17 protein-coding genes are annotated in these 19,113 nt (G+C 29.1%); 6 read left to right on the forward strand and 11 right to left on the reverse strand.

The genetic code is table 11. From position 1 onward, the window contains the following. The first annotated feature begins 120 nt into the window (after positions 1-120). Both CHB63_RS05400 and CHB63_RS05405 read left to right on the forward strand, forming a co-directional pair. The gene (locus tag CHB63_RS05400; RefSeq protein WP_089377377.1) at positions 121-537 is read left to right on the forward strand and encodes a hypothetical protein; all 417 of its coding nucleotides are present in this window, start codon (positions 121-123) and stop codon (positions 535-537) included. A 21-nt stretch (positions 538-558) separates the two neighbouring features. Further along, the gene (locus CHB63_RS05405) at positions 559-981 is read left to right on the forward strand and encodes a hypothetical protein (RefSeq protein WP_089377378.1); all 423 of its coding nucleotides are present in this window, start codon (positions 559-561) and stop codon (positions 979-981) included. Here CHB63_RS05405 and bshC read toward each other — a convergent pair. Next, positions 978-2,567, reverse strand: a complete 1,590-nt coding sequence (gene bshC, locus CHB63_RS05410; RefSeq protein WP_089377379.1) for a bacillithiol biosynthesis cysteine-adding enzyme BshC — start codon at positions 2,565-2,567, stop codon at positions 978-980. The two genes, CHB63_RS05405 and bshC, sit on opposite strands and share 4 nt — an antisense overlap. Beyond that, entirely contained in the window at positions 2,567-3,202 is a 636-nt protein-coding gene (locus CHB63_RS05415; protein ID WP_089377380.1) for a class I SAM-dependent methyltransferase, read from the reverse strand. Before CHB63_RS05415 ends, bshC begins: the two co-directional genes overlap by 1 nt. 408 nt (positions 3,203-3,610) lie before the next feature. Here CHB63_RS05415 and CHB63_RS05420 point away from each other — a divergent pair, with 408 nt between their 5' ends. The 3 genes from CHB63_RS05420 (at position 3,611) to CHB63_RS05430 (ending at position 10,683) form a co-directional block, all read left to right on the forward strand. Continuing rightward, positions 3,611-5,560, forward strand: coding sequence for a leucine-rich repeat domain-containing protein (locus tag CHB63_RS05420; protein WP_089377381.1), 1,950 nt, complete (start codon positions 3,611-3,613; stop codon positions 5,558-5,560). Between the two features lie 255 nt (positions 5,561-5,815). Next, on the forward strand, positions 5,816-8,008 hold the full coding sequence (locus CHB63_RS05425) for an InlB B-repeat-containing protein (RefSeq protein WP_089377382.1): 2,193 nt from the start codon (positions 5,816-5,818) through the stop codon (positions 8,006-8,008). Positions 8,009-8,220: 212 nt separating this feature from the next. After that, positions 8,221-10,683, forward strand: a complete 2,463-nt coding sequence (locus CHB63_RS05430) for a M14 family metallopeptidase (RefSeq protein ID WP_089377383.1) — start codon at positions 8,221-8,223, stop codon at positions 10,681-10,683. A gap of 189 nt (positions 10,684-10,872) precedes the next feature. Here the strand turns inward: CHB63_RS05430 and rimO are convergent, their stop codons facing one another. From rimO to CHB63_RS05465, 7 genes are all read right to left on the reverse strand, one after another. Beyond that, positions 10,873-12,186, reverse strand: coding sequence for a 30S ribosomal protein S12 methylthiotransferase RimO (gene rimO, locus CHB63_RS05435; RefSeq protein ID WP_089377384.1), 1,314 nt, complete (start codon positions 12,184-12,186; stop codon positions 10,873-10,875). 66 nt (positions 12,187-12,252) lie between these two features. Further along, the gene (locus CHB63_RS05440; RefSeq protein WP_089377385.1) at positions 12,253-13,902 is read right to left on the reverse strand and encodes an amidase family protein; all 1,650 of its coding nucleotides are present in this window, start codon (positions 13,900-13,902) and stop codon (positions 12,253-12,255) included. An 88-nt stretch (positions 13,903-13,990) separates the two neighbouring features. Next, the gene (ftsY, locus tag CHB63_RS05445) at positions 13,991-14,944 is read right to left on the reverse strand and encodes a signal recognition particle-docking protein FtsY (protein ID WP_089377386.1); all 954 of its coding nucleotides are present in this window, start codon (positions 14,942-14,944) and stop codon (positions 13,991-13,993) included. 87 nt (positions 14,945-15,031) lie between these two features. Next, a complete protein-coding gene (locus CHB63_RS05450) occupies positions 15,032-15,184 on the reverse strand; it encodes a DUF4295 domain-containing protein (protein ID WP_089377387.1) in 153 nt (50 codons plus the stop codon). Positions 15,185-15,193: 9 nt separating this feature from the next. Then, on the reverse strand, positions 15,194-15,379 hold the full coding sequence (rpmG, locus tag CHB63_RS05455; RefSeq protein WP_089377388.1) for a 50S ribosomal protein L33: 186 nt from the start codon (positions 15,377-15,379) through the stop codon (positions 15,194-15,196). A 7-nt stretch (positions 15,380-15,386) separates the two neighbouring features. Next, complete coding sequence (gene rpmB / locus CHB63_RS05460; RefSeq protein WP_089377389.1) at positions 15,387-15,626, reverse strand: 50S ribosomal protein L28; 240 nt, start codon at positions 15,624-15,626, stop codon at positions 15,387-15,389. Positions 15,627-15,705: 79 nt separating this feature from the next. Continuing rightward, complete coding sequence (locus CHB63_RS05465) at positions 15,706-16,950, reverse strand: competence/damage-inducible protein A (protein ID WP_089377390.1); 1,245 nt, start codon at positions 16,948-16,950, stop codon at positions 15,706-15,708. Between the two features lie 104 nt (positions 16,951-17,054). Between CHB63_RS05465 and CHB63_RS05470 the strand changes: the two genes are divergently transcribed. After that, a complete protein-coding gene (locus CHB63_RS05470; RefSeq protein ID WP_089377391.1) occupies positions 17,055-17,468 on the forward strand; it encodes a hypothetical protein in 414 nt (137 codons plus the stop codon). Between the two features lie 5 nt (positions 17,469-17,473). Here the strand turns inward: CHB63_RS05470 and CHB63_RS05475 are convergent, their stop codons facing one another. Both CHB63_RS05475 and CHB63_RS05480 read right to left on the reverse strand, forming a co-directional pair. Further along, entirely contained in the window at positions 17,474-18,085 is a 612-nt protein-coding gene (locus tag CHB63_RS05475; protein WP_089377392.1) for a fumarylacetoacetate hydrolase family protein, read from the reverse strand. Positions 18,086-18,154: 69 nt separating this feature from the next. Next, positions 18,155-18,994: a 1,4-dihydroxy-2-naphthoyl-CoA synthase gene (locus CHB63_RS05480; RefSeq protein WP_089377393.1), complete on the reverse strand. Its 840-nt coding sequence runs from the start codon at positions 18,992-18,994 to the stop codon at positions 18,155-18,157. Positions 18,995-19,113 lie beyond the last annotated feature (119 nt).

Consider the following 19,113-nt stretch of genomic DNA (forward strand, 5'->3'; position numbering starts at 1 on the left):
AATTGTTTGGACTTTTTTATTAAAATCAAGAATATATAGGAAATTAAAGGGAATTTTATTTTTATTATATTTGGAATCAATTTTTAATTTCTTGAGTAATCAAAACTCTAAATAAACTTTATGAAAACATTTAAAATATTTTTACTATTAATTTGTGTAATCTCATTTTCTTGTAAAGAAGAAAAACCAAAAACAACTGTAAAAGACTCAAAACAAACTGCAAAAGTGCAACATTATATTTGTGCTAATAAATGCGAAAATAGCGGAGGAGCGGTTGCTGGAAATTGTGCTACCTGTAATACACCATACACTCACAATCAGGCTTTTCATAATGACGATTTTTTAAAAAACGGACCACTTAACGTCCCAAAAAATACTCAGACTACAACAAATACTGCAGCTCCATCTCCTGCTCAAAATGCTTTAGGAGTATATCATTATACTTGTAGTAATGGTTGCACTGGTGGTGCTGGAGAAGCATCTAATTGTAAATCTTGTGGAAGCGCATTAGCACACAACACAGCATATCATAATTAATAAAAAAAGTAATTGCAAAATATGGCATTCTCATTTTCAAAAATATTTAAACCAAAAGAGGCAACTGTAGTAGCTGCAAATGTTATTGATCAAATAGATTATAAAGGTGGTACAAAATACGCCAAAAACGAAACCAATATTGTATATGCTGATATTGAAGAACTTGGTGGGTTTCCATATTTAAAAACAGTAATTATTGGTGATACAAAAGCGAATATTAAAAGAACTGGCTGTACTATTTCTTTTATATTTAAAAATGAAGAAATTACTTTAGCATCAGATAACACTACAATAGAATCAAATAAAATAAAAAATTCAAATGTCTTTTATACAGAAATCGATTTTGAATTAGATGAAAATGATGCTAAAAAAATTAAAACTCAAAAAGTAAATGAGGTTAAATTTACTTTTAAAAAGTCAGTGGCTGTTTTTAAAACGATTTAATTTTCTATCACTAAAAACTCAAGTTTCAAAGGTTCTTGTGCATTTAAAAGCATAGGAATTAATGTTTCGCCAAACTCCAAATATATTTCTGAAAAATTACGAGTACGTTCTTCTAAACTGTTGTTTGGAAATAATTCATTTTGCAACAATTTAATGCGATTAACTTCATCAGTAAGTTTTCGTTTTTGTGCTTTCAATAACCTTTTCTCTAAATTCTCTAAACCTTTTAATTGTTTAGCTTCCTGAGCGTTAACTGCTCCAATAAAAGAAAAATCAGTTTGTTTGGCAAGTTCTTTCAAGGAATCAAATTGCTGCTGTAAAAATATTTTTTGATTGGAAAAATCAATATTTATTTCTGAAATTTCATTTACTTTTTTATTGACTAAATTCTCTTGTTTTAGAAATATTTCAGATAAAGAAATATTCAATTTATCTAACTTACTAAGTTGCTTTTTTGATACTAACAACACCGAATTTCTTAATAGTAAAATTGGAAATGGTGTATTTACTTTATCAAAATATTCTTTTAATTGAAACCAATAAGCCAATTCTCCACCACCGCCAATATAACATAGATTTGGTAAAATTGTTTCTTGGTAAAGTGGTCTCATAATCACATTTGGACTAAATCTTTCAGGATGATTTTTTATTTCCTCTAATATTTCATCCTTGGTGAAAGTAATTAAAGTATCATTTACTTTATACAAGTCATTTTCAAATACAATGCGTTCCCTTAAATTATCTTTTAAATAAAATAAATTTATTTCCCTTGGGTTTACTTGAATTTTATAATCCCTTCCTAGATTTTTTATTGTTTTTGTAACTTCTGTAAAGGAGGTATTGTTTAATAATTCATCTTTAACAATTGGAGCAAATTCCTTTTTTAAATCAACATCATCACCGTCTATTATTACCAAACCATATTTTCCAAATAACTCATTTACCAAATAACGTGTTGCATCCGTTAAATTGTCATGTTTTAAATAAGACTCTTTAAATAAATTTTTAATATAATTTTCATTTGTTGAATTTCCTAATTGTGAACAAAACTCGTTATAAACGGTATCAAAACCATCAGTTTTCAATCTTCCAACTCCTCCACTACTTTCTCTATTCCAACTAATTTTATGCTGTTTAAAATTAAAATAATTAATCTCATCAAAATCGTGGTCTTCGGTTGCCATCCAATAAATAGGTACAAAATTACTTGATGGAAATGCTGCTTTTAATTGTCTTGCTAAATTAATAGTTGAAACTATTTTATATAAAAAATAAAGCGGACCTGTAAAAATATTTAACTGATGACCTGTTGTTATTGAATAGGTATTTTCCTGCTTTAATAAATCAATATTGTTATTTGTTTGTTCACTTTCACTAATTGATTTATATTGATTTATAAGCGATGAAACCAGCGTTTTTCTTTTTGCTTTATCAAAATTGGACTTTAATTCAATCTGGTTTTTAAAACCAGCTATTTCTGGAAAATTCCCGTAATAATTAGACAAATTCGGATTTTTATCCAAATAGTCACAAATAAGTTTTGAAAAATAACCTGTACTTTGAAAAGGTAGATGATGAACTTTCATTAACTATTAATTCTTTGAAATAATGTATAAACGTATTCGCGTGTATTCCCAGATGGCTGAATATAAGTATAATTAAAAGAATTTAACAATTTAAAATCTTCTCCTAGTCTGTCTTGTAACATTGTTTCATTATAGTTAAAAACATCTAATCCACTACACTTTTTGGCGCCATTTAGATTAAATTCTGCTAAAATAACATAACCGTTGGGTTTCAACACTTTTTTTAACAAATTAAAATAAGTGTCTTGTTGTTCTTGCTCAATAAAAAAATGCAATACTGCCCTGTCATGCCATAAATCAATATTTTTAAGTTTAAATAATTCATTTGGATTTGTTAAATCATCAACTACAAATTTTATACTAGAATTTTTATATTTACTTAAACCATTACTCAATTCAGTGAGCGCAGACGATGCAATATCATTTACAATTAAATTAGAATACCCTTCTTTTAATAACTGCTCAATTAAAGTTGTTGCTCCAGCTCCTGCATTAAAAATAGCGGCATTATTAGGTAAGTTACATTCATTAATTAAACTCAATGAGGGAGTAGACTTTTCTTCATACCAGCCTAAATTATTTATAGGGGTTTTTCTATAAGCATTATTCCAATGCTCTTCAAGATTAGTGCTCATTCTAAATAAAATTTTATTTTATAAAAGTAAACATTTTAGGTTGTTTGTCGCAATAATATAAATTATCTAACATTTTTTTAACTTAAAAAACCAGGTTTATTAACTTAAAAAGATGATGAATAAAAAAACTATTTAGCCATTTAAATAAAAATAATTAAAGTAGGAATTATGCCCTTTAATCCTATAAAGTTCACAAAATTTACAACACCTTGTTATTCAGATAAATACATTTTTAACGTACTGATTAAAACCTTAGATCTTTGAAAATTGCTTGTATTGGTGATAACAATCATTAATATTTTTGGTTGATATCATTGTATCTCATCAAATTTATATCTTTTTTAGTAATTGATTTCTCACTCCTAAAATAACAACCCATAAGTTAGAATTGAATTAAAATTAAATATTATGAATAATGTAAAGAGAGTAACAAGTTGTCAATTGTGCTTATTTTCGCTATTGATTGGATTTACATTTCTATTGCAAAATTGCCAAGAAGATGAGCTCTTAAATTCTCAAGTAGAAGAATTATCAAGCAAGAAAGAAACTGCCTCAAAAGGTAGTATATACTTTAAAGTCCCTGATTCAAATTTTGAACAGTATCTAATTTTGGAAGGATATGATGATATCTTGGATGGCCAAATGTTAAAAAGTAACGCCCTAGGTGTAACAAATATAAATATTCCAATAATGAATATTTCAGATTTAAAAGGAATAGAATATTTTGAAAGTTTAACATACCTTAATTGCGCTAAAAATAATCTTGTTAAATTAGATTTAAGTAAAAATGAGAAACTTGAGATTTTGGTTTGTTATAATAATCAACTTAAAATCTTAAAATTGTGTAAATCAAATTCCTTGGAAGAATTATTATGTTTTAATAACCAGCTTAAACATTTAAATGTTGGAAATAGCCCTAATTTAGTGACAATAAGATGTTTTGATAACCAACTCGAAAATTTAAACATAAGTGGAGCTCCATCATTAACTATTTTGGATTGTTTTAATAACCATCTTGAAAGTTTGGATGTAAGCCAAAATCAGGAATTAGTTTATTTGCATTGCTATACGAACAATCTTACAATGTTAAAAGTTGGTCAGAATCCAAAATTAGAAATTTTACATACTACTAATAACAAGTTGAAAAATTTGGATGTTAGTCAAAGTGAAGCACTTCGTATTTTGTGGTGCGATGATAACGAACTTCAAAGTATTAAATTGGGTAAGCACAATTCTCTACAGAATATTGACTGCTCAAACAACAAAATTAAGAGTTTGGATGTTAGTCAATTTGCATTTTTAGAATATCTACAATGTTATTCCAATCGCTTAACTAATTTGAATGTAAGTCAGAATATAGATTTGGTACTTTTAGCATGTCACTTTAACTTATTAACTTGTATTGAAGTTAACCAAACGCAATTAGAAAATATACCCATAAGCTGGACAAAGGATGACGGTGCTGATTATTCATTAAATTGTTCTTCAAATTATTCTTTAACCTATGTGCCAGATGACAATTTTGAACAAGCACTAATTGATTTAGGGTATGACTTTGGACCATTAGATGATTATTTACCTACGGTAAATATTAATAAAATAACAACCTTAGTTGTAAATAATAAGAATATTAGTGATTTAACTGGAATTGAGGATTTTGAAAGTTTAACCGAGTTAAATTGCAATTGGAACAATCTCACTAAATTAGACTTAAATAATAAGCGTCTAGAATATCTGTCATGCTGGGGTAATTCGCTCGAAACGCTGGATGTTAGGAAGTGTACTAACTTAATAAAGTTAGTTTGCATTAATAACCAACTCACTAGTTTAAATTTAAGTAAAAATAATGCTTTATCATATCTTGATTGCCAAAGTAACCATCTAACAAGTTTAAATATAAGCAAGAATGCTGCTTTGGCCTATCTTGGTTGTCAAAATAACCAACTAACTAGTTTAAATGTCAAGGGCGCAAAAGATTTAATCATTTTAAGATGCTTTGAAAACCAACTTATCAGTTTAAATATAAAAATGTGTACAAATTTATTAGAGTTAGATTGTTCTGATAACCAACTCACTAATTTAGATGTAAGCACAAACACTGCTCTAAATGAATTTGTTTGTATTTCGAACGAATTAGTTAGTTTAGATTTAAGTAGTCTTAAAAATTTAGGTCATTTATTCTGTACAAATAATCAATTAACCAATTTGGATGTAAGTAAGAATATTAATTTGTTGGAATTAGAATGTTCTGATAACCTTTTAACCTGTATTCAAGTAAATCAAGATCAAATTGACACAAAAGTAGGAGATTGGGACTCGGGACTATCTCTCGATGCTTATAAACTAAATTGTAATTAATCTCAATAAAAGAAAACCTAGAGAGTAACCCAAATTGAAGCTCTCACTTTTTTATTAGAGTTACTCTATTATTTGAATAAGAAAAAATCCAAAACTTATTGGTAAATATCTTTTTGATGATTTAAATCATTTCACCTTTGATTAATATCATTGTACTATATTATTTTTATTTCTTGTTTTGTACATGAAATTCTCGCCCTTTAATTAAACCTCATAATATTTGTAGGATAAAATAATATTAAAAATGAAATGAAAATGAAAAATGTTCTAAACCTAAAACCTATAGTATATACCTTACTATTATTACTTTTTGTGGTTTGTACAGAAGATGATCCAATTCAATACAAACTAACTACCCATGTGAATCCTCCTGAAGCCGGAAGTATTTCTCCATCATCAGGTTTTTTTGAGGAGGGAACAGAAATCACATTAACCGCAACGCCATCTGCAGAATATAATTTTAAGAATTGGTCTGATGGAATTACCGGAACCGAAAACCCCATTACCTTTGTATTTAATACACACAAAAATATTACTGCAGAATTTGAAAAGAAAAATTATTCGTTAAACATTGAAATTGTTGGAGAAGGAACAGTTACTGAAGAAATAATTCAGGCTAAGCCGGCAACAGATTATCCCTCAGGAACTATCGTAAAACTTAATGCTGTTCCAAGTGATGAATGGGAATTTTTGGAATGGAGTGGAGATTATCAGGGAACTGAAAATCCACTTCAAATAACAATTGATGAACCCATAAATTTAATTGCAAAATTTGAAAAGAAAAATTACTCGTTAAACATTGAAATTGTTGGAGAAGGAACAGTTACTGAAGAAATAATTCAGGCTAAGCCGGCAACAGATTATCCCTCAGGAACTATCGTAAAACTTAATGCTGTTCCAAGTGATGAATGGGAATTTTTGGAATGGAGTGGAGATTATCAGGGAACTGAAAATCCACTTCAAATAACAATTGATGAACCCATAAATTTAATTGCAAAATTTGAAAAGAAAAATTACTCGTTAAACATTGTAATTGTAGGAGAAGGAACAGTTACTGAAGAAATAATTCAGGCTAAGCCGGCAACAGATTATCCTTCTGGAACTATTGTAAAACTAACTGCAATTCCAAGTGAAGGATGGGAATTTGACAATTGGAATGGCCATTATGAAGGAAATGAAAATCCGCTTGAAATAACGATAGACAAACCAACAAGTTTAACTGCAAAGTTCGTTGACACTAGTCCCAAAACATATATTTCTGATGATAACTTTGAACAAGCTTTAATTGATTTAGGATATGATGATATTTTAGATGATTATGTAGACACTTATAAAATTGATAAAATTATTGAATTAAGTATTATTTCAAAAAACATTTCAGATTTAACAGGAATAGGCGATTTTATTGGTCTTGAAACTTTATGGTGTTCACAAAACCAATTGACTAGCTTAGATGTAAGTGCTAATAATTCTTTAACAGATTTATTTTGTGATAACAATAAAATTGTTTCATTAGATTTATCCAATAATACAGCTTTAACAAGTTTATATTGCGGGAATAACTTTCTAAATTCCTTAAATGTCGCATATAACAAAACCTTAAGTTCGTTGCATTGTGAGGGAAATCAGTTTTTTCTATTAGATGTTTCTAACAATACTGCTTTAGTTGGGTTGAATTGTGAGGGAAATATGCTAACTGAATTAGATGTTTCTTCCAATACAGAGTTAATATATTTGAATTTTAAAAATAATCAGCTAACAACTTTAGATATATCTAATAATACTAATTTAACGACATTGGATTGTTCAAGTAATCAATTAACATCATTGAATATATCTAATAATAATTTGTTAGGAACAATACCTTTTTTTAGTTTTTTAGATTGCACTAATAACCAACTTGATTGTATACAGGTTAATGAAGAACAATTAGCTGATATTGGAATTGACCCTCCAATATATTTTTGGGTAAAAGATGATAGCGCTTTTTATTCCTTAGATTGTAATCCTAAAACATATGTTCCAGATGATAATTTTGAACAAGCTTTAATAGATTTGGGATATGATGATATTTTGGATGATTATTTAAAAACTGAAATAGTTGAAGCAATAACTGAATTAAATATTTCATCAAAAAATATTTCAGAATTAACAGGCATCGAAGATTTTACAAGTTTAGAATATTTTACATGCGAAGATAATCAACTTACTAGTTTAAATCTAAGTGCAAACACAGAGTTAAAACAGTTATATTGCAATAATAATCAACTCACATCACTTGATGTGTCGAACAGTATTTTAGTTGTATTAATTTGTACTGATAATCAACTCAATTGTATTCAAGTTAGTCAAACACAATTAGGTCTTATAAATGCTCCACCTGGACCTGATCATATATTATGGTCTACTGATGAAGGAGTTACAAACTCTTTAGATTGCAATTATTAATATCATAATAAATAATTATAGAAAAGGGTAGCTAAAGAGTTACCTTTTTTTTACACCAAATTATTATACATAAATGATAACAAAACTTTTCAGTATAGATTCCTGAAATAACTAAAAACTATTTTTCTTTCTAATGAAAAATATATTGGCTTCTTTTATTAATCAAAAATTTCAAGTTTAATTAAGTACATTTGGTTTTTAAAATTTAATAAATGAAAAAACTAATCTTTTCCTTCTTAGCAGTTACAGCTATTTTTTTTTCAGTACAAGCTCAAAACATTAAATCTCCCTCAGATTTTTTGGGCTATGAATTAGGTTCAAATTTCACAAGACACCATAAAGTTGTGGAATATTTTAATTATGTAAGTGAAAATTCTTCTAATGTTATTTTAAATAAATATGGAGAAACCAACGAACAAAGACCTTTATACGTTTCGTTTATTTCTTCAGAAGAAAATATTAAGAATTTAGAAAATATTAGAACTGATAATTTAAAAAGAACTGGAATTTTAGAGGGCACTTCTATTTCAGAAATTGGAATTGTTTGGTTGAGTTATAATGTTCACGGTAATGAAGCTTCAAGTACAGAAACAGCTATGCTAACTATTTATAAACTAATAACCGAAAAACAAGATTGGTTAGAAAATACTGTGGTTATTATTGATCCATGTATAAATCCTGATGGACGAGACCGGTATGTGAATTGGTACAATCAAACCAAAAGTACTCCATTTAATACCAATCCAGATGTTTCTGAACATAATGAACCTTGGCCTGGAGGAAGACCAAATCATTATTTATTCGATTTAAACCGTGATTGGGCTTGGGCTACTCAAATTGAAACGCAACAACGTTTAAAAGTTTACAACAAATGGATGCCTCACATTCACGTTGATTTTCATGAGCAATTTATAAACAATCCATATTATTTTGCACCAGGAACAGAACCATATCACGAAATTATAACCGATTGGCAACGCAGTTTTCAGACTGAAATTGGAAAAAACCATGCAAAATATTTTGATGAAAAGGGATGGAGATATTTTACTAAAGAGTCTTTTGATTTATTTTATCCAAGTTATGGAGATACGTACCCAACCTATATGGGAGCAATTGGAATGACCTATGAGCAAGCAGGTCACGGAAGAGCAGGCTTAGGAATAATTATTGAAAACAATACTATTTTAACATTAAAAGATCGAATCGCGCATCATACAACAACTGGACTCTCAACTATTGAAATTGCTTCAAAAAACACGAATAAAATGCTTGCTGAGTTTAAGAAATTTTTTAATAATTCTAATTTAAAAAACAAAAGCTATATTTTAAGAGGTGATGCCGAAAAGATTTCTAAAGTTTCAAAATTCTTACAAAAACATGAAATTATAAGTTATCCCTCTGAAGAAAAAATAGTTAAAGCATTTTACTATAACTCAAATATTATTAAACCATTAAAAACTACAATTAATGATTTAGTGATTCCAACAAATCAACCTAAGGGAAAAATGGTAAAGGTTTTATTTGAGCTTGAGGCACAACTTTCTACACCAATTACATACGATATTACAGCTTGGAATATTCCCTTAGCATATGGTTTAGAAGGTTTTTCCTCTGAATATGAATTAGTTCGTAACAAAAATTTAAATGCTAAAAAGCAACCTATAATAAATGAAGTAAATAAAAATGCATATGCTTACATTAACAAATGGAATGAGGTTTCTGATGCTACATTTTTAGGTGATTTAATTGAAGAAGGTTTTAATGTAAGATTTAGCTCTAAAGATTTTTCGGTTGACGGAAAACAATACAAGAAAGGTTCTTTAATTGTTATGAGAGGAGAAAATAAGCATATTGCGAATTTTGATGACGCAATTGTTGAAATTGCTAATAGACTAAACAAAAAAATTACATCTGCATCGACAGGTTTTGTTGATTCTGGATCAGATTTTGGATCATATAATGTTTCTCTTATAAAAACAAAAAATGTTGCCGTATTAGCTGGCGAAGGTACTTCTTCATTAAGTTTTGGAGAGATTTGGCATTTTTTTGAAACTCAATTGAATTTCCCTTTAAATGTTATAAATACCAAAAATTTAAAACGAACTGATTTATCAAAATACCAAGTTTTAATTTTACCTAATGGTTATAATGCTACTAAAGAAACTTTGAAAAAATTTACCTCATTCACTTCTGGTGGAGGAACTTTAATTGCAATTGGAAGTGCTGTCAATAGTTTTGCTGACAAAGAAGGTTTTAAATTGAAAAAGAAAAAAACTGAAGAAAATGAAAAATCAAAAGAAAATTTAATCCCATTTGATAAACGCGAACTTGAAAATATTAAAAATAAAATTACCGGAAGTATTTTTAAAAGTACAATTGATGCTTCTCACCCATTAGCCTTTGGATATAACGATACTTATTACAGTTTAAAATTAAGTTCAAATGCCTATGAATTATTAGAAACTGGTTATAATGTAGGATACTTCCCTGAGAACTCCACAAATATTTCTGGCTATACCGGGGTTAACGCTTTAAAACAAGTACCAAATTCTTTATTATTTGGAATTGAAAATAAAGGGAGAGGTAAAATAATTTATATGGTAGATAATCCTCTTTTCAGATCCTTTTGGGAAAATGGAAAACTCTTTTTTACTAATGCTGTATTTTTTAATTAATTAAAAGGGAGCAGTTAAAAAGATAAAATTTCATGTATAATTGAGCTTGTAGAAATGTTAAAACTATTTGATATTGAAATAAACTTCGACAAGCTCAGTTTGACAAAACGTATATTCAGTATTACTGAACTAAACTAAAAAAAGCGAGCTACTGCTCGCTTTTTTTATATAAAATATTATAATTGTCAATTAACTAACTGGTTCCCCATAAAGATCAAACTCCGTTGCTGAAGTAATTTTAATATTGGCAAACTTTCCAACTTGCACATAATGCTCTGTTGCATCAATTAAAACTTCATTATCAACATCTGGTGAATCAAATTCTGTTCTACCAACAAAATAATTACCATCTTTTCTATCAATTATAACCTTATAAGTATTATTTACTTTCTCTTGATTTAACTCAAAAGAAATCTGACTTTGCAACTCCATAATTTCATTTACACGTTGCTGTTTCACTTCTTCCGGAACATCATCTTCTAAGTTTGCAGCGTGTGTATTTTCTTCATGTGAATAAGCAAATGCACCTAAACGCTCAAAACGCATTTCTTGAACCCAATCTTTTAATTCTTGAAATATTTCTTCAGTTTCTCCCGGATAACCAACAATTAAAGTAGTCCTAATTGCCATATCTGGAACAGATTTTCTAAATTCAGCAATTAAATTGGTTGTTTTTTCATGAGAAGTACCTCTACGCATTGATTTTAAAATTGCATCGTTAATATGCTGCAATGGAATGTCCAGATAATTACAAACTTTAGGTTCGTTATGAATTACTTCCAATACATCCAAAGGAAAACCTGTTGGAAAAGCATAATGTAAACGAATCCATTCAATTCCTTCAATTTTAGCCAACTCTTTTAATAAATCTGCTAACGCTCTTTTCTTGTAAATATCTAAACCATAATAAGTTAAGTCCTGAGCAATTAAAATTAATTCTTTAATTCCCTTTTTTGCTAATTTAGTTGCTTCTATAACTAAACTCTCTATTGGAGTAGAAACGTGTTTCCCTCTCATTAAAGGTATTGCACAAAATGAACAAGGTCTGTCACAACCTTCAGCAATTTTTAAATAGGCATAATGTGTTGGAGTTGTAGTTAAACGTTCTCCTATTAACTCATGTTTATAATCAGCATCTAAAACCTTTAATAAATTTGGCAAATCATGTGTTCCAAAATACTCATCAACGTTTGGTATTTCTTTTTGTAAGTCTGGTTTGTAACGCTCACTTAAACAACCAGAAACATAAACTCTATCAATTTCCCCTAACTCCTTTTTATTTACGTAATGTAAAATTGTATTTACAGATTCTTCTTTAGCATCTCCAATAAAACCACAAGTGTTTATAACAACAATATTACCATCATCATTTGCATCTTCATGTACAACATTCTTATTATTAGCTTTTAATTGCCCCATTAAAACCTCACTGTCGTAAACGTTTTTTGAACAACCTAAAGTAACTACATTGATTTTATTCTCTTTTTTTGATTTGGTTCTCATCTTCTCTATTTAAGGATGGCAAAAATACTACTTTTTAGTTGTTAACCAACTTTTTACCTAAACTCTTTATTTATAGCTTTTTGGAAATTTACGAACCTTTGTAAATTGTTCAAAAGCATATCCTAATTCGAGTAATTTCTCTTCATGAAAAGGCTTAGCAATAAAAGTCAAACTTATTGGCTCTCCTGAATTTTTATAACCCATTGGAACTGTTAAACACGGATACTTGGCAACAGCCGCAAAACCTGCGTGATAATTATTGATTGATAATATGGCATCCAATTCATAATCTTCAATTGGTGTATTTAAAAATTCAACGCCACTTTCATGTAAATTTTGTTTCACTAAACTAAACTTTTCCTTTGAAGTTGTATCTTGTAATATACCTTCAAATAATTGCTGTCCATACGGTGCTCGCTTAATTGAATCTAATAAATTTAGTTTTACTACATCATCTACAGAAGTAATTTGAATATTTTTATCGGCATAATTTTTTAAATAGTTTGGTAAATCATTTTTCATATCAATATTTAACAATGTTAAAAAACCATTTAATCCGATTTGTGGAGGCTCAAACTCAATAATTTCGGCTCCTGCTCCTTTTAATTTATCAATTGTAATTTTATAAATTGAATCGGATAGCAATTGTTTAATGACCCCCAATCTTTTCCCTTTTAATGTAGCAGATTTTAATGCTTCTACATAATTGAGCTCCAGAATATTTCCTTTTGTTGTGGTGTCCTTAATATCTTCGCCTGTCATTGCCGAAAGAAAAATTGCGTTATCTATTACACTTTTTGTCATAGGGCCAGGAGTATCTAGTGTGCTAGAAATTGGTACAATTCCTGTTCTACTTAACAACCCAATTGTTGGCTTTAAACCAACTACTGAGTTCTGACTGGAAGGTGATAAAATTGAACCAGAAGTTTCTGTCCCAACAGCTGCAATGGCATAATTAGCAGCAATACTAACCCCACTTCCAGAACTTGACCCACCCGTTTCAAAAACTTTTCTTCCATACGGATTTAATGTTTGCCCACCAATGGCACTATATCCAACAGGACAACCACTACAAAAATAATAGGCCCACTCACTTAAATTAGCTTTACCCAAAATTAGTGCTCCGTTTTCTTTTAACTTTTTAACAATAAAAGCATCATCAGTGCTGTTGTTATCTTTTAAAGCAAATGCACCAGCAGTTGTAGGCATTCCAGCCGTATTTATATTGTCCTTTAATAAAATGGGTAAACCGTAAAGTGTGTTTATAATATTTTCTGGCCTTTTTAAATCCTTTTCACGGGCTTGATTAATTACCTCAGGATTTAAAGAAATAATACTATGAAGCGCTAATTCATTATTACTTTCAAATTTTCTAATTCTATATAAATAAAACAGTACAATTTTTTCATATGTTAATATCCCGCTTTTAACAGATTGTTGAATTGAAGGAATGTCTTTTTCTAAAATATAAGGCTCTAAGTTGTAATAATCTTTCTCAGAAAAATAGGCTAATTCTTCTTCAAAAGGTTTGAAAACCAAATTCATATCTAAATATTTTGATTGAATTAGTTTAAATTTCATTCTGTTAATTTGATGATTTTGTTGTTCGGCAATTTCTGATGACTCATCATAATGACTAAAAACAACTGGTAATTCTTTCTTTTTACAAGAAATAAATAGGATTAATATTCCTAAAATAATGGTTAGTTTTCTCATTGATTATTAATTTTAATTAAAGGTATAAAAAAAAGGTCTCATTTGTTTTGAAAACAAATGAGACCTTTTTTTTATAATGAATATTATATTAATTGAAAAATGAATCTACAAATTCAATTTTATTAAATACTTGTAAATCATCAATTCCTTCTCCAACACCAATATATTTTACCGGAATTTGAAATTGATCTGAAATACCAATAACAACTCCACCTTTTGCAGTACCATCTAATTTTGTGACTGCTAAAGATGTAACTTCTGTTGCTTTCGTAAACTGTTTAGCTTGTTCAAATGCATTTTGCCCAGTTGAACCATCTAAAACTAACAATACATCATGTGGAGCATCCTCAATAACTTTTTGCATCACCCTTTTTATTTTGGTAAGCTCATTCATTAAGTTTACTTTGTTGTGTAATCTACCCGCAGTGTCAATAATAACTACATCGGCATTTTGAGAAACACCTGATTTTAAAGTATCAAAAGCAACTGAAGCTGGATCACTTCCCATATTTTGACGAACAATTGGAACTCCTACTCTATCGGCCCAAACCTGTAATTGATCAATTGCTGCTGCTCTAAATGTATCTGCTGCTCCAAGTACAACTTTTTTACCACTTTTATGAAACTGAGCTGCTAACTTACCAATTGTAGTTGTTTTACCAACTCCGTTTACGCCAACAACCATAATTACATATGGCTTTTTACCTTCAGGAATTGAAAATTCAGTTTCATTTCCAACATTAGTTTCAGCAAGTAAACCTGCAATTTCCTCACGAAGAATCTCGTTTAATTCTTCAGTTCCTAAATATTTATCTTTAGCGACTCTAGCTTCAATTCTAGTTATAATTTTTAAGGTAGTTTCAACACCTACATCCGATGAAACTAAAATTTCTTCTAAATTATCAAGTACATCATCATCAACTTTTGTTTTACCCGCAACTGCCTTAGATAGTTTAGAAAAAAAAGTAGTCTTAGTTTTTTCTAAACCTTTATCTAAAGTTTCTTTTTTCTCTTTTGAAAATATTCTTTTAAATAAACTCATTTTAATATTTTAATCTGGTAAATATAAAAAAGAAAAGCTACTCTCAATAGAATGAAAGTAGCTTAATATTATTTTATAAACAAAAATTTATTTTTTGCTCAAAAAGTCTTTTACGTTAGCCGGATCCAATATAGCTTCTACAAAAGTGTAAGCCCCAGTTTTTGGAGATTTCACCATTTTAATAGCTTTTGATAATCTTTTTGATCCAGTTTGTAACGATGCTACTGATTTCTTTGCCATGGTCCTTTATTATTTAATTTCTTTATGAACAGTCATTTTCTTCAAGATAGGATTGAATTTTTTAATTTCCATTCTATCTGGAGTATTCTTTTTATTCTTAGTAGTAATGTATCTAGAAGTACCTGCTTGCCCTGAAGCCTTGTGCTCAGTACATTCTAAAATTACTTGAATTCTATTTCCTTTAGTCTTTGCCATTACTTAATTATTTTTTTAAAAAACCATTATCTCTTGCTTCTTTAATCACAGCAGAGATTCCTTTTTTATTGATATTCTTTAAAGCAGAAGTAGATACTTTTAAAGTTACCCATTTATCCTCTTCAGGAATATAAAAACGCTTTTTAATTAAATTAGCGTCAAATTTTCTTTTAGTTCTATTCATGGCATGAGAAACATTGTTTCCAACCATTGCTTTTTTTCCAGTAAGTTCACAAACTCTTGACATATATCTGTACCTTTTTATTGTATTCTCAAAACGAGATGCAAAATTAATTTTTTAAATCTAAATACACAAACTTATTTTACTAGTTTTTTAAAATTTCTTTTCTAAGGAGTTCCAATGCTTTAATTGAAGCTCGTTCAATTACCTTTTCTCTTGGTTTTCCGAAGAAATATTCTTTTGAGAAAATTCTAGTTGGAGTTGCAATTGCAATAAAAACAGTCCCCACAGTTTTATCAGTTAAATCGGTTGTTGGGCCCGCATTACCAGTGGTTGCAATGGCATAACTAGTATTGTATTTTTTTTGAATTCCTCTTGCCATTGCCTCCGCAACTTGTCCGCTAACTACTGTATTTTCTTCAATTAATTCCTTCGAAACATTCAATTCTAACGTTTTTATAAAAGCTTGATATGCCACAACAGAACCCACAAAATATTTCGAAGAACCTGGAATTAATGTAATCATTTTAGAAATATTGCCGCCAGTACAGCTTTCTGCAATAGCCAAAGTTTGCTTTTTATCGGATAATAAGGCTCCAATTGCAACTTCGATTGTTTCGCTATCATCAAATCCAATTATAATATCTGGTATTATTTTCATCAGGTTTTCAACTTCTTTATTAATCCTTTTTTCCAGTAATTCTTTATAATCGCCTTTTGCTGATAATCTTAATCTAAGCTTTCCATATCCTGGTAAATAAGCTAATTTTATAAAATTAGGCAAATTATTTTCCCAATCCTCAATCCGTTCTGCAACCATGCTTTCACCCATTCCATAAGTTAAAATGGTTTTATGAAGAATATACGGTAAATGAAACGTTTCTGTTAATTTTGGCAACACACTATTTAGCATTAAACCTTTCATCTCATTTGGAACACCAGGTAAAGAAATTGTTACTTGATTATTATAATGAAACCACATTCCGGGTGCAGTTCCCCAATTATTTTTTAAGGGGGTACATTTTGAAGGAACCAATGCTTGATCCCGGTTTAAATCTGAAAAAGGATAATTGATTTTTGCAAACATTTTTTTTATATGCTCAACAATTTCAAGATTTAATTCTAAATGGTCATCAAAATACTCAGTTAAAGTTAATTTAGTTATATCATCTTTGGTTGGCCCAAGTCCTCCTGTTAAAATAACAATATCTGATTTAGACTTTGCTTCTCTTAAGGCTTTTAAAATATGTTCTTTATTATCTTGTATTGAAGTTATTTGATATACTGAAACTCCAATTTTGTTCAATTCTTCTGCAATCCACTTTGAATTTGAATCCAATATTTGACCAATTAAAATTTCATCTCCAATAGTAATTATTTCTGCCTGCATTTTTATTAAAATATTTTGATAAATGTACTAATTTCAACGCAACCTTTTAAAAAAATAGTCATCTATAAATTAAAAGATTAAGTAATAAAAAATAAACAACAGCTATGATATCACCAGATGAATTAAATGACAATGAACTTTTGGAGCAAATTGAAAATTGCACTTTAAGTCCATCTTTTTTTACACACGAGGTTCTTTTAAGAATGTCTTGGATTTTAATTAAAAAATACGGATTAGAAACTGCTATTTTAAAAAATTGTGAAATAAAGGAAAACTATTTTAAAAACGCCTTAAATAGTAATAAGTTCAATTATACTTTAACAAGGGCTTACACAGAAATTGTATATCATTTTATAGAAAATTCCTCAAATAATAACTTTGATAAATTATTACGAGATTACCCTAGATTAAGATATAATTTCAAAAACTTGGTTAAAACTCACTATGGTTACGATATTTTAAAAGAACACAGAAATGAAGCTCCTGAATATAAAGGGCCTATTTTATTTACTTTCTAGTTTTTTTATTTTATTTTAATTGAGAATGCTTCTTTATTGGATATTTTACCAACTAGTATATCATTTTCATGAACTCTTCCAACACCAGCGGGAGTCCCTGTAAAAATAATATCGCCTTTTTTTAAGGTGAAAAACTGTGATACGTATGCAATTAGTTCATCTATCTTCCAAAGCATTGCATTGGTATTTCCATCTTGAACTATCACATCATTTAAAGTCATATTAAACTTTAAATTACTTAAATCACCTAACTCTTCTTTTGGAAAAAAATCACCAATTACTGCACTTCCATCAAAACCTTTTGCTTTTTCCCAAGGCAATCCTTTTTCTTTTAATTGACTTTGCAAGTCCCTTGCTGTAAAATCAATTCCCAATCCAATCTCATCATAATATTTATGAGCAAATTTCTCATCAATATATTTACCAACTTTATTGATTTTAACTAAAACCTCAACCTCATAATGAATATCGTTTGAAAATGGCGGAATAAAAAATGGCTGACTTTTAGCCAATATTGCAGAATCCGGCTTTAAAAAAATTACTGGATTTTCAGGTTTTTCGTTTTGTAATTCTTCTATATGTTTAGCATAATTACGACCTATGCATATTATTTTCATGTGCCCCTTTTTAATTTCCCCAAAGAGGAAAATTTAATTATTCATTCTTAATTATTAATTGTCAATAAACTAAGGAATCCATTTTTTTTCAAAACTAGGTTTCCGTTTTTCTAAAAAGGCATTTCTGCCTTCTTTAGCTTCATCTGTCATATATGCTAAACGTGTTGCTTCACCTGCAAAAACTTGTTGCCCAACCATCCCATCGTCCGTCAGATTCATTGCAAATTTTAACATTTTTATAGATGTTGGCGATTTTTCTAATATTTCTTGCGCCCATTGGTAAGCAGTGGCTTCTAATTCATCGTGAGGAATTACGGCATTTACCATTCCCATTTCAAAGGCTTCCTCAGCAGAATAGTTTCTACCTAAGAAAAATATTTCACGTGCTTTTTTTTGTCCAACCATTTTAGCTAGATATGCTGACCCATAACCTCCATCAAAACTGGTTACATCTGCATCTGTTTGTTTAAAAATAGCATGTTCTTTACTTGCTAAAGTTAAATCACACACAACATGCAAACTATGTCCACCACCAACTGCCCAACCTGGAACAACTGCAATTACTGCTTTTGGCATAAAACGAATTAAACGCTGAACCTCTAAAATATTCAATCTATGATAACCATCTTCACCTACATAACCCTGATGTCCACGTGCTTTTTGATCGCCTCCACTGCAAAATGAATACACTCCATCTTTAGTTGAAGGCCCTTCTGCGGAGAGCAAAACTACACCAATAGATGTATCTTCTCCAGCATCATAAAAAGCATCATACAATTCTTTGGTTGTTTTTGGTCTAAAAGCATTTCTAACATTTGGTCTGTTAAAAGCTATACGGGCAACATTACCACATTTTTTATAGGTTATATCTTCAAATTCTTTAACTGTCTCCCAAATAATTTTACTCATTATTTAATATTTTAAAAAGGTAAAAATAACCTATTTTTATGTGATTATAAAACAACTAAAATAAAAGTTTAATGTTACAAAAATTACAAGGAAACTATAATCAATAATTAAAACAGTAA

It is taken from the genome of Lutibacter flavus (assembly GCF_900188355.1).
Taxonomy (GTDB): domain Bacteria; phylum Bacteroidota; class Bacteroidia; order Flavobacteriales; family Flavobacteriaceae; genus Lutibacter; species Lutibacter flavus.